This window comes from Micromonospora sp. WMMD730, from assembly GCF_049178955.1.
In the GTDB taxonomy this organism is placed as follows: Bacteria; Actinomycetota; Actinomycetes; order Mycobacteriales; family Micromonosporaceae; genus Micromonospora; species Micromonospora wenchangensis.
In genome coordinates this window covers 1-12234 of the sequence record NZ_JBMHML010000001.1, presented here as the reverse complement: position 1 = coordinate 12234, position 12234 = coordinate 1, and the positions used below count along the sequence as shown (strand labels likewise).

7 protein-coding genes, 2 rRNA genes and 1 pseudogene are annotated in these 12234 nt (G+C 68.2%); 3 read left to right on the top strand and 7 right to left on the bottom strand.

Going from position 1 to position 12234, the window contains the following annotated elements; translation table 11 throughout:
• The 3 genes from ACN265_RS00050 to ACN265_RS00040 form a co-directional block, all read right to left on the bottom strand.
• A 23S ribosomal RNA gene (locus ACN265_RS00050) occupies positions 1 to 2443 on the bottom strand; the annotation flags it as partial.
• 389 nt (positions 2444 to 2832) lie between these two features.
• A 16S ribosomal RNA gene (locus ACN265_RS00045) occupies positions 2833 to 4347 on the bottom strand.
• A 597-nt stretch (positions 4348 to 4944) separates the two neighbouring features.
• On the bottom strand, positions 4945 to 5238 hold the full coding sequence (locus ACN265_RS00040) for an SCO4848 family membrane protein (protein ID WP_421405666.1): 294 nt from the start codon (positions 5236 to 5238) through the stop codon (positions 4945 to 4947).
• 173 nt (positions 5239 to 5411) lie between these two features.
• Between ACN265_RS00040 and ACN265_RS00035 the strand changes: the two genes are divergently transcribed.
• Both ACN265_RS00035 and argS read left to right on the top strand, forming a co-directional pair.
• A complete protein-coding gene (locus tag ACN265_RS00035) occupies positions 5412 to 5951 on the top strand; it encodes a PRC-barrel domain-containing protein (RefSeq protein WP_421405665.1) in 540 nt (179 codons plus the stop codon).
• A 561-nt stretch (positions 5952 to 6512) separates the two neighbouring features.
• A complete protein-coding gene (gene argS, locus ACN265_RS00030) occupies positions 6513 to 8231 on the top strand; it encodes an arginine--tRNA ligase (protein ID WP_421405664.1) in 1719 nt (572 codons plus the stop codon).
• Between the two features lie 49 nt (positions 8232 to 8280).
• Here the strand turns inward: argS and ACN265_RS00025 are convergent, their stop codons facing one another.
• Genes ACN265_RS00025 through ACN265_RS00015 form a run of 3 tightly spaced genes read right to left on the bottom strand, consistent with a single transcriptional unit; the run spans position 8281 to position 10125 of the window.
• Complete coding sequence (locus tag ACN265_RS00025) at positions 8281 to 8784, bottom strand: SRPBCC family protein (RefSeq protein ID WP_421405663.1); 504 nt, start codon at positions 8782 to 8784, stop codon at positions 8281 to 8283.
• Entirely contained in the window at positions 8781 to 9146 is a 366-nt protein-coding gene (locus ACN265_RS00020) for a metalloregulator ArsR/SmtB family transcription factor (protein ID WP_421405662.1), read from the bottom strand. The genes ACN265_RS00025 and ACN265_RS00020 overlap by 4 nt, the downstream gene beginning before the upstream one ends.
• A gap of 49 nt (positions 9147 to 9195) precedes the next feature.
• Positions 9196 to 10125 carry an oxidoreductase gene (locus tag ACN265_RS00015; RefSeq protein WP_421405661.1) on the bottom strand — a complete coding sequence of 310 codons (930 nt, stop codon included), beginning with the start codon at positions 10123 to 10125 and terminating at the stop codon, positions 9196 to 9198.
• A gap of 107 nt (positions 10126 to 10232) precedes the next feature.
• On the opposite strand from ACN265_RS00015, the gene ACN265_RS00010 reads away from it, so the two are divergent.
• Positions 10233 to 10820 (top strand): TetR/AcrR family transcriptional regulator, encoded by a 588-nt coding sequence (locus tag ACN265_RS00010; protein ID WP_357935777.1) that lies wholly within the window; start codon positions 10233 to 10235, stop codon positions 10818 to 10820.
• Here the strand turns inward: ACN265_RS00010 and ACN265_RS00005 are convergent.
• Positions 10817 to 12234 (bottom strand): annotated as a pseudogene (locus ACN265_RS00005) (hypothetical protein); the annotation flags it as partial. The gene ACN265_RS00010 and the pseudogene ACN265_RS00005 sit on opposite strands and share 4 nt — an antisense overlap.

Here is a 12234-nt window from a genome sequence, read left to right as displayed (position 1 = left end):
GACACTGTCCCTGAACCGGATAACGGTCCGAAGTTAGATACCCAAATCAACCAGAGTGGTATTTCAAGATTGCCTCCACCCATACTGGCGTACAGGTTTCACCGGCTCCCACCTATCCTACACAAGTCCATTCAGATACCAATGTCAAGCTATAGTAAAGGTCCCGGGGTCTTTCCGTCCTGCCGCGCGTAACGAGCATCTTTACTCGTACTGCAATTTCGCCGGGCCTGTGGTTGAGACAGTGGGGAAGTCGTTACGCCATTCGTGCAGGTCGGAACTTACCCGACAAGGAATTTCGCTACCTTAGGATGGTTATAGTTACCACCGCCGTTTACTGGCGCTTAAGTTCTCCGCTTCGCCCCCAAAAGGAGCTAACAGGTCCCCTTAACGTTCCAGCACCGGGCAGGCGTCAGTCCATATACATCGAATTACTTCTTCGCATGGACCTGTGTTTTTAGTAAACAGTCGCTTCCCCCTGCTCTCTGCGGCCATACAACGCTCCACCCGCACGGGGCTTCACGTCTCCGGCCCCCCTTCTCCCTAAGTTACGGGGGCAATTTGCCGAGTTCCTTAACCACAGTTCGCCCGATCGCCTCGGTATTCTCTACCTGACCACCTGTGTCGGTTTGGGGTACGGGCCGCTCAGAACTCGCTAGAGGCTTTTCTCGGCAGCATAGGATCACTGACTTCACCTGAATCGGCTCGGCATCACGTCTCAGCCTCAATGCACCGCGGATTTGCCTACGGCACGGCCTACACGCTTACCCCGGCACAACCACCGGCCGGGCTCAGCTACCTTCCTGCGTCACCCCATCGCTTGACTACTACCCGCCAGGTTCCCACGCTCCCCAACATCCGTCCGAAGACATCAGCCAGCTCGGGTGGTTAGCACAACGAGGTTCATCAGGGACGCTCTTTCGCGGGTACGGGAATATCAACCCGTTGTCCATCGACTACGCCTCTCGGCCTCGCCTTAGGTCCCGACTCACCCAGGGCGGATTAGCCTGGCCCTGGAACCCTTGGTCATCCGGCGGAAGGGTTTCTCACCCTTCTTTCGCTACTCATGCCTGCATTCTCACTCGTGCCGCGTCCACAACTGGGTCACCCCGCTGCTTCACCCCCGGCACGACGCTCCCCTACCCATCCACACACCTGCACAAGGAATCAAGTCCAAGCGAGATTAAAATGTGAATGCCACAGCTTCGGCGGTGTGCTTGAGCCCCGCTACATTGTCGGCGCGGAACCACTTGACCAGTGAGCTATTACGCACTCTTTAAAGGGTGGCTGCTTCTAAGCCAACCTCCTGGTTGTCTATGCGACCCCACATCCTTTTCCACTTAGCACACGCTTAGGGGCCTTAGCTGGTGATCTGGGCTGTTTCCCTCTCGACTACGAAGCTTATCCCCCGCAGTCTCACTGCCGCGCTCTCACTTACCGGCATTCGGAGTTTGGCTGATTTCGGTAAGCTTGTAGGCCCCCTAGACCATCCAGTGCTCTACCTCCGGCAAGAAACACACGACGCTGCACCTAAATGCATTTCGGGGAGAACCAGCTATCACGGAGTTTGATTGGCCTTTCACCCCTAACCACAGGTCATCCCCCAACTTTTCAACGTTGGTGGGTTCGGCCCTCCACGCGGTCTTACCCGCGCTTCAGCCTGCCCATGGCTAGATCACTCCGCTTCGGGTCTAGAACATGCGACTACGACGCCCTATTCAGACTCGCTTTCGCTACGGCTCCCCCACACGGGTTAACCTCGCCACATGCCACTAACTCGCAGGCTCATTCTTCAAAAGGCACGCCGTCACCCCGCAAGGCTCCGACGGATTGTAGGCGAACGGTTTCAGGTACTATTTCACTCCCCTCCCGGGGTACTTTTCACCATTCCCTCACGGTACTCGTCCGCTATCGGTCACCAGGAAGTATTTAGGCTTACCAGGTGGTCCTGGCAGATTCACGGCAGATTTCAGGAGTCCGCCGCTACTCGGGAACACCCACAGAAGATCAGCAACTTTCACCTACCGGACTCTCACCGACTACGGTTGGCTTTTCCACACCATTCGGCTAGCCACTGATTTTATAACTCCTCGAATGCATGTCAGTACACTCAGCAGGGTCCCACAACCCCGACCACGCAACCCCTGACAGGTATCACACGCAACCGGTTTAGCCTCAATCCGCTTTCGCTCGCCACTACTCACGGAATCACTACATTGTTTTCTCTTCCTACGGGTACTGAGATGTTTCACTTCCCCGCGTTCCCCCCACACACCCTATGTGTTCAGGTGCGGGTGACACCACATGACTGGTGCCAGGTTTCCCCATTCGGACACCCTGGGATCACAGCTTGGTTGACAGCTCCCCCAGGCCTATCGCGGCCTCCCACGTCCTTCATCGGCTCCTGGTGCCAAGGCATCCACCGTTCGCCCTTGACAACTTGACCACAAAGATGCTCGCGTCCACTGTGCAATTCTCAACAAACAACCAACCCACAACCCGAAAGCCCCACACCAGCAACCCCACCCCACCCCACAAGGCAGAACAGAATCCGGTATGCGAGACCAGGCCATGCCTGGCAGACCACCGAAGCTCACGCTCCAGAACAGTCCTCCGAAAAAACAACCTCAGGTTGTTCCTTCAGGACCCAACAGGGTGCTCACATCCCTCCACCAGCCGCACCAGGACCCCGTTCCCACCACCGAAGCAGCTGTACTAGGTATCCCGGCCGTTGCCAGGGAAAAACTTGCCAGTGTCTCCGCCATCTGAGCACCCCACCACCACATTCGGGCAGTGTGGGCTCCATACCGGCTTTCACCGGATGGTGCTCCTTAGAAAGGAGGTGATCCAGCCGCACCTTCCGGTACGGCTACCTTGTTACGACTTCGTCCCAATCGCCAGCCCCACCTTCGACGGCTCCCTCCACAAGGGTTGGGCCACCGGCTTCGGGTGTTGCCGACTTTCGTGACGTGACGGGCGGTGTGTACAAGGCCCGGGAACGTATTCACCGCAGCGTTGCTGATCTGCGATTACTAGCGACTCCGACTTCACGGGGTCGAGTTGCAGACCCCGATCCGAACTGAGACCGGCTTTTTGGGATTCGCTCCACCTCACGGCATCGCAACCCATTGTACCGGCCATTGTAGCATGCGTGAAGCCCTGGACATAAGGGGCATGATGACTTGACGTCATCCCCACCTTCCTCCGAGTTGACCCCGGCAGTCTTCGATGAGTCCCCGCCATAACGCGCTGGCAACATCGAACGAGGGTTGCGCTCGTTGCGGGACTTAACCCAACATCTCACGACACGAGCTGACGACAGCCATGCACCACCTGTGACCGCCCCCGAAGGACCTCCCATCTCTGGAAGTTTTGCGGCCATGTCAAACCCAGGTAAGGTTCTTCGCGTTGCATCGAATTAATCCGCATGCTCCGCCGCTTGTGCGGGCCCCCGTCAATTCCTTTGAGTTTTAGCCTTGCGGCCGTACTCCCCAGGCGGGGCGCTTAATGCGTTAGCTGCGGCACAGGGAACCGGAGAGGCCCCCCACACCTAGCGCCCAACGTTTACAGCGTGGACTACCAGGGTATCTAATCCTGTTCGCTCCCCACGCTTTCGCTCCTCAGCGTCAGTATCGGCCCAGAGACCCGCCTTCGCCACCGGTGTTCCTCCTGATATCTGCGCATTTCACCGCTACACCAGGAATTCCAGTCTCCCCTACCGAACTCTAGCCTGCCCGTATCGACCGCAGGCTTGGGGTTGAGCCCCAAGTTTTCACGGTCGACGCGACAAGCCGCCTACGAGCTCTTTACGCCCAATAAATCCGGACAACGCTCGCACCCTACGTCTTACCGCGGCTGCTGGCACGTAGTTGGCCGGTGCTTCTTCTGCAGGTACCGTCACTTGCGCTTCGTCCCTGCTGAAAGAGGTTTACAACCCGAAGGCCGTCATCCCTCACGCGGCGTCGCTGCATCAGGCTTCCGCCCATTGTGCAATATTCCCCACTGCTGCCTCCCGTAGGAGTCTGGGCCGTGTCTCAGTCCCAGTGTGGCCGGTCGCCCTCTCAGGCCGGCTACCCGTCGTCGCCTTGGTAGGCCATCACCCCACCAACAAGCTGATAGGCCGCGAGCCCATCCCAGGCCGAAAAACTTTCCACCAAACCCCATGCAGGGCAAGGTCATATCCGGTATTAGCCCCCGTTTCCGAGGGTTATCCCAAAGCCTAGGGCAGGTTACTCACGTGTTACTCACCCGTTCGCCGCTCGAGTACCCCGAAGGGCCTTTCCGCTCGACTTGCATGTGTTAAGCACGCCGCCAGCGTTCGTCCTGAGCCAGGATCAAACTCTCCAACAAAAACCTGTTGAACAGCATCCTGACAACAAAAGTGTTGCCAAAGGAATCCCAGCCAACCAAACCCGAAGATTCGGCCAGCCCGGGGTATAAAACAATTGGCACTGGCTTTACAAGCACCCTGTTGAGTTCTCAAAGAACAACCACACACCAGCCAAACCACCGCACCAACGGCAACCCGACCGGGGTATCTCGTTCGTCGCGCCCCGCGCTCTCGCGCCTGGCACTTTTACTACGTTACCTCACCGTCTTCCCCGTGTCAACCGGTGTGTCCCGGTGTGTCACGCTTCGTACGGCCTTGCTCCGCTGAGCGCACGCAGCGGCCAGCGCTGCGATTGATCATCGGATTTGGCAGAACCGGCCGCTGCGGTCTCCCGCATGCTCGCCCGGTGCTCTGCCGGTCGACAACCTTACCCGGTCGGTTCCGCCCGGCCAAATCCGCCCTGCGGCGTTCGGCTAGCCCCACCCGGACCGCGTCGTCCTGGAGACAGTGCCCCCGACGACCCGGTGCCACACATCGGATTCGAACCCGGGGCTTTTCACCCCGTTTGCCCGTTCCGCGCTGGCAGAGAGAAAGTTACGCGGCCTCAGGTTTGATCGTCAAATCCGCTGGTCATCGGCTTCCGTGCCGCCCGGCTGAACTCGGCGGGACAGGCGACGGGCCGCCCGCCACCCCCGGACGCCGAGCACGCCGGCCGTGGAGCCGATGGCCAACGAGGCGGCGATGAGCAGCGCGTGGATCCAGAGGAAGCCGGTCGGCGCGCCCATGCCGACCGCATCTCCCGACCAGGCCCGCGTGTCGTTCCAGATGGCGAGCCCGAACCTCGGCCAGATCACCCAGGTCCACACCCCGACACCAACCAGGAACAACGACCAACCCCGCGACAACACCATGGTCGACGAGTATCCCAGCGCCCTGCCGCCTACCGGCCCACCCCCACTCCCGCCCCCGACGGCGGTTCCCGGACCACACCGTGTTGATCAAGAGGTTTGCGTCACCCTCGGGGACATCCGTGACGCAAACTTCTTGATCAACACGGTCGAGCGACGGGCCGAGTGGCGGTTACGTGGCGGTCGGGGCGGGCCGGGCCGGCCGGATCTGGTGGCCGGGTTTCCGCTGGTGGGGGTCGGGGCACCTGGCAGGGGTCGACGACGAGGTGGAGGTGGCCCGGATGCAGCCGTTCAACCCGTGGGCGTGGCGTGACCCGGCGGCGCTGGCCGGTGGATACGACCAGACCGAGCCGGGTGAGCGGCCCGACCGGGAGTCACACGACGGACCGGACGCGCCCGGCCCGGGCACACCGCTCGACCTGACCGGATACCGGGTGGAGGCGACCGACGGGCGGATCGGCGCGATCGACGAGGCGAGCGAGGACGCGGGTGCCCGCTGGCTGGTGGTGGACACCGGGCCGTGGATCTTCGGGCGGAAGGTCCTGCTGCCGGTCGGCACGGTCGCCCGGGTGGACCACGGGGACCGGGTGGTGCACGTCGACCGGAGCCGGGAACAGGTCAAGGACTCCCCGGTCTTCGATCCCGAGGACGGTGCCCGGCCGGACTACCGCGACCAGGTCGGCGACTACTACACGAAGAGCTACCGCCGGGGCTGACCGGCGGGGCCCCGGCGGCATCTCGGTGGGGGTCGAGACCCGCCGACGGGCACCGTGGTCGTTCCGGTGCCGGCATGCCCTGCAAAACGAGACCGATCACCTCGCCGGCCGGGTCCGCCCGACGGGCACTCGCGGGCGGACCGGCCCAGGCCGGGACCAGGCCAGGCCGGGACCAGGCCAGGACCAGCAGGGCCGACCGACCACGCCGGGACGGGACGCATCGGCAGGGCGACCGACCAGGCCGGCACGGGACGGAACGTGGCCAGCAGAGCCGAACCGGCCACGCCGGGACCGGACGCGGCCGGCAGGGCCGGACCAGCCACGCCGACGGTCCGGTACGCTGCCGGCATGACCAGCGCGACCGCTCAGCACACCCGGACGTCGTACGACGTCGTGGTCGGTGCGGAGCGACGCCGGCGATCCGTCGCCCGCCCGCGCTGACCCATTCCCCTGCGACCGGCGGATCGAGCCGCCGGTCACCACCGCTGTCCTCGGTCCGTCCGCAGGCTCCCCCGTCCGGGGATCCGCCTGACTGACGGATCCGAGCAGATCGGCGTACCAATGGATCTTGAAAGGTTGCTCACCGACCGGCTGACGCCCGCGTTCGCCGCCGTGGCCGGCGAACCGGTCGCGCCCACCGTGCGGCGCTCGCCGCGGGCGGACTTCCAGTCCGACGCGGCACTGGCGCTGGCCCGGCGGCTCGGCCGGCCCCCGCGCGAGATCGCCCGGGCGGTGCTGGACCACGCGGTCCTCGACGACGTCTGCGCGGTGGCGGAGGTCTCCGGCCCCGGATTCGTCAACCTGACCCTCGCCGACGGGGCGCTGGCCGGGATGGTCGCCGCGCTCGCCGGCGACGAGCGGCTCGGGGTGCCGGTGACCGGCGAGCCGGAGACCGTGGTGGTCGACTACTCGGGGCCGAACGTGGCGAAGGAGATGCACGTCGGGCACCTGCGCTCGACGGTCATCGGCGACGCGGCCGTCCGGGTGCTGGGCTGGCTCGGACACCGTGTCGTCCGGGTCAACCACCTGGGCGACTGGGGCACCCCGTTCGGGATGCTGATCGCGCACCTGGTGGACCTCGGTGAGGCGGAGGCGGCGCAGGAGCTGTCCATCGGCGACCTGGACGGGTTCTACCGGGCGGCCCGGTCGAAGTTCGACGCCGACCCGGCGTTCCGGGAACGCGCCCGGCAGCGGGTGGTCGCCTTGCAGGGCGGCGACCCGGAGACCCGCCGGCTGTGGCGGCTGCTGGTCGGGCAGTCCCAGCGGTACTTCCTGACCGTGTACGAGCTGCTCGACGTCACCCTGAGCGAGGAGGACTTCCGGGGCGAGAGCGCGTACAACGACCGGCTCGGCGCGGTGGTGACCGACCTCGACCGGCTCGGGTTGCTGACCGACAGCGCCGGGGCGACCTGCGTCTTCCCGCCCGGGTTCGTCGGACGCGACGGCGTCGGGCTGCCGTTGATCGTGCGCAAGGGCGACGGTGGGTTCGGGTACCCGGCGACGGACCTGGCGGCGCTACGGCAGCGCGTCGACGAGCTGGGCGCGACCCGGCTGCTCTACGTGGTGGGCCTGCCGCAGCAGCAGCACTTCGCCATGGTGTTCGCGGTGGCCGGGCAGGCGGGTTGGCTGCGTCCACCAGTCCGGGCCGAGCACCTCGGCTTCGGCTCCGTCCTCGGCCCGGACGGGCGGATGCTGCGCAGCCGGGCCGGCGGGTCGGTGAAGCTGGTCGACCTGCTGACGGAGGCGGTCACCCGGGCGACCGCGCTGGCCCGGACCCGCAACCCGGACCTGGACGAGGCGGCGGCGGCCGAGATCGGCCGGGCCGTCGGCATCGGCGCGATCAAGTACGCCGACCTGGCCACCGACCGGACCCGTGACTACGTGCTCGACTGGGAGCGGATGCTCGCCCTCGACGGCAACACCGCCCCCTACCTCCAGTACGCGTACACCCGGACCCGGTCGGTGCTGCGGCGGGCCGGTGCGGTGCCGGGGGCGGCGACCGTGGTGCTGCTCGGTACCCCGGCGGAGCGGGCGTTGGCGCTCGAGCTGCTCGGGTTCGCCGGTGTCGTCCACGAGGTGGCCCGGACGGCGCGCTTCCACCACCTGGCCGGCTACCTGCACCGGCTGGCCACCCGGTTCAGCACGTTCTACGAGCGGTGTCCGGTGCTGCGGGCGGAGGGGGAGCTGCGAGCGAGCCGGCTGCTGCTGACCGACCTGACGGGACGGACCCTGCGGCAGGGACTGGACCTGCTCGGCATCCGGACGCTCGACCGGATGTGAGCGCGACGCCGGGGCCGCGCCGGGTCGACCGGACGCGGCCCCGGCGGGCTCAGGCGGCCGGCCCGCGCAGCCCCTCGTAGTACGGCTTCATCGCCGGGTAGTAGTCGTCGAACCCGGCCTTCGGGGCGTCCGTCCCGGCGGCCACCAGCAGGTCGAGGTAGTACTCCCAGCCGGGGCCGATCTCGCCGACGTGCTCCTCGCTGTCGAGGTGGTGGGTGAACCGCAGCTCGGTGCGGCCGGCCGTCTCGGTGAGCAGCAGCTCGATCCGCCAGCCGCCCGACCCGTCGGCCGCCGACACGGCCAGGTGCCGGGGCGGCTCGCAGGTCTCGATCCGCAGCTCGGTCCACGGGGCGTCGTCCTCGAAGACCATCTGCAACCGGATCGTCCGGCCGGGGCCGGCGTCGCCCTCCCACGGGCCGAACCAGCGGGCGGTGCGCTCGGGTTCGGTGACGCTCACCCAGACGTCCGCGACGGGGGCGCGGAAGGTGCGTACCAGCACCAGGTCGGTGCCGGTGGCGGTACGGAACAGCCGTCCGGTGGGGGTGCCGGTCACGCGGTTTCTCCTCTGGCTCGGTCCGCCCGGTTGTCGCGCGTGCGGCGCTCCCGGCGGGTGCGGTGGACCTCGGTCTCCAGCGCGTCGAGGTGCTGCGCCCAGCCGCGTGGGCGGCGGAACCGGGCGAGCCAGTCGGCGAGCTCGGTGAACCGGTCGGCGTCGAGCCGGTAGCGCCGTTGCCGGCCCACCAGCTCGCTGCGGACCAGGCCGCTGTCCCGCAGCACCCGCAGGTGGCGGCTGACCGCCGGCCTGCTGATCGGGAACCGGTCGGCGATCTCCCCGGCGGGAAGGTCGCCGTCGCGTAGCAGCTCGAGGATGTGGCGACGCACCGGATCGGATATCGCCGCCGCCACCTCGTCCACCGGTAAAGCGTAACCTATGGGTTACGCTTTACCGGTCAGTCCCCACCGCTCAGCGCAGCGGGGTGGGCGTCAGGCGCACCCCGGTGATCTCTTCGGAGCGGGCCCACAGGTCGGCGGCGAGCTGCTGGTCGGTGGCGCGGCCGCGCAACGGCGCGAAGGTGGGCTCGGCGCGGCGGAAGCGTCGGCCGGGACCGATGTGCCGGTCGGTGGGCGCGGTCGGGACGGTGGCGGCGAAGAGCATCGGGGCGGCGGCCTCGTCGAGCGGGCGGCGCAGCGGGCCCGCGAGCACGGTCTCGATCCGGCGGGCGAGTGGCGGCAGGTCCCGGGAGAGGTCGGTCCTGGTCATCCCGGGGTGGGTGAGCAGGCTGCGTACCGGGGAGCCGGCGGCCCGCAGCCGGCGGTCGAGTTCCAGCCCGAACAGCACGTTGGCCAGCTTGGACGTGGCGTAGGCGCCGGCGGCGGAGTAGCGGCGTTCGGCGGCCAGGTCGGTCAGGTCGAGCCGGCCGAGCCGGTAGAGACCGGAGGAGACGGTGACCACGACCGGGTTCCGGCCGAGGGTCAGGGTGGGCAGCAGCCGGACGGTGAGGGCGAAGTGCCCGAGGTGGTTGGTGGCGAACTGGCTCTCCACCCCCTGCGGGCTCAACCGTCGGGGGACGGTGCCGATGCCGGCGTTGTTGACCAGGGCGTCCACCGTGTCGACGTCGCGGTGGAGATCGTCGACGAAGGCGTGGACGGAATCCAGGTCGAGCAGGTCCAACCGGCGGACGACGAGATCGGCCCGGGGGTGGGCGCGGCGGAGTTCGGCCCGGACCCGGGCGCCCTTGGCGGTGTCCCGCACGGCCATCACCACCCGGCCACCCCGGGCGGCCAGGTGGCGGGTGATCGCCGTGCCGAGGCCGCTGCTGGCGCCGGTGACCACGAAGGTCCGGCCGGACTGGTCGGTGAGATCGGCGGCGGTCCAACCGGGTGCGCGATGCATGGCGAGTGCCTTCCGACAGAAGAGTGGATTACCTATCCGATTCAAGCCCGGATTAAACGGATTGTCAATCCGATCGGATGGGTAATCCGCTGAGTTAGGCTGGCGCGGTGACGACGACACTGCGCGCGGACGCCGCGCGCAACCGCGACCGGGTGCTGGCCACCGCCCGCGCGCTGGTGGCGGAGGGCGACCTGTCGTTGCAGCTCAACGACATCGCCCGGCGGGCCGGGGTCGGGGTCGGCACCGTCTACCGGCACTTCCCGACCCGGCGCGCACTGCTGGAGGCGCTCGCCGCCGACGCCTTCGCCGCCCTGCTCGACCAGGCACAGGCGGCGAGCCACGACGACGATCCGTGGGCGGGACTGCAACGGCTGCTGCGCAGCATCCTGCTCGGCCAGCTCACCGAGCCGACCCTCGCCGAAGTGCTCGCGACCAGCCCGGACGAGGACGCCACCGCACCGACCACGACCCGCCGGGCGGAGTTGGCCGCACTCGCCGCGACCGTGCTGGAGCGGGCGACGCGGGCCGGTCAGCTACGCCCCGGACTCACCCTGGACGACCTGCAGCACCTGGTCTGCGGCACCGCGTTCGCCGCCCGGATCGCCGGCGCGCCCGACGACCGGGTCGAGCTGTACCTGGCCGTGCTGCTCGCCGGTGTCCGCGCACCCGACCAGGGTTCACCCCCGCCCGCCTAGCCCGGCCGCACGCACGGGTCGGCCACCGTGGACGACGGGCTCTGCGCGGTCCGGCCGTCGACGGCGGTCACCCGTACCGTCCAGGTCACGGCGGACGCCCGGAGCTGACCCACGGTCACCCGGGCGGACGAGCCGTCCACCGTCATCGCCCGGCTCGTCGGAACGCCCCCGGCGGGGGTGTACCGCACCTGCGCGCTGCTGAGCGCACCGCTGCCGGTGGCCCGGACGACCAGGGCGTAGGCGTCCGCGCCACAGCGGACGTGCGCGTCGGCCGACACCGTGAAGGGCGCGGCGAGCTGCGCACCCGTCGTCGGGCGGGGAGCGGCCGGCGGCCGGGAGGGTGCCGGCGTCGGACCCGGGACGGCACCTGTCGCGGTGCCGGTCGGTGCACCGCCGGGCGCGGACGGGTCACCGGCACCGCTCGCGTCGGGCCCCGGGGTCGTCCGGGCCGACGGGCCTGCGGTGGCGACGACGGACGGCGTGACCGCCGCCGCACCGGTGGGGACGCCGGACGTCACCGACACCTGCCCGGCGTCCCGCCCGGCCGCCGACACCGCCCAGGTGCCGGCCACCACCAGGAGCAGCAACAGCCCGGCGGTCACGGCCATCCGCCGCCGACGCCGCCGGTCGCGGTCCGGGGCCGCGACGCCCGCCGTCCGGGTCGCGGTGGATGTCGCCGCCGCGCCGACCGGGGCCGCCGCGACGCCGATCGGATCCGACCCGCCTCGCCCGGCGGCATCCGACCGACCGGCGACACCGGAGGACCCTTCCGTCGACATCGGATCGGCCGGGGGCGTCGGACCATCGGGCGACGACGGACCGGCGGCCGACGACGGATCAGCCGGTGACGCCAGATCGGCCGGCGACGACGGATCGGGACCGGCCGGAGGGGTCGGCCCGGCGGGGCCGTGGGCTGCGGTGACGTCGGTGGCGTCGCTCCCGACGGTGGGCCCGGACGGGTCGGCGGCGGGACCGCTGCCGGCCGGCAGTTCGGCGGTGGCCTGCACGGCGGTGGAGCCCGCCTCGGCGAGACGCGACCACACCGTCTCGGCCACCACCAGGAACCCCGGCGCGGTGTACGCGGTCAGCAGCGCCGCCGGGTTGCACTGTTCGCGCCGGAGCAGCCCGCACCGTGCGCAGTCGTCGATGTGCCGGGCGAGCCGCTTGCGCAGGACCGGGGTGAGCCGGCCCTGCCAGTCGCCGAGCAGCTCGGCCAGGGCCGGGCAGTCCCGTGCCCCGCTGCGGGCGACGAGCAGCGTGCCGAGCGCCCGTTCGAGCTGCGACCGGGCCCGGGACAGCCGGGCGTGCGCGTGGTTCGTGGGCACCCCCAGGGCCGTACCGATGTCGGCGGAGGAGAGGTCGTGGCGGATCGCCAGGTGCACCACCTCACGGTCGCCGGGGTTGAGCGCGTCGA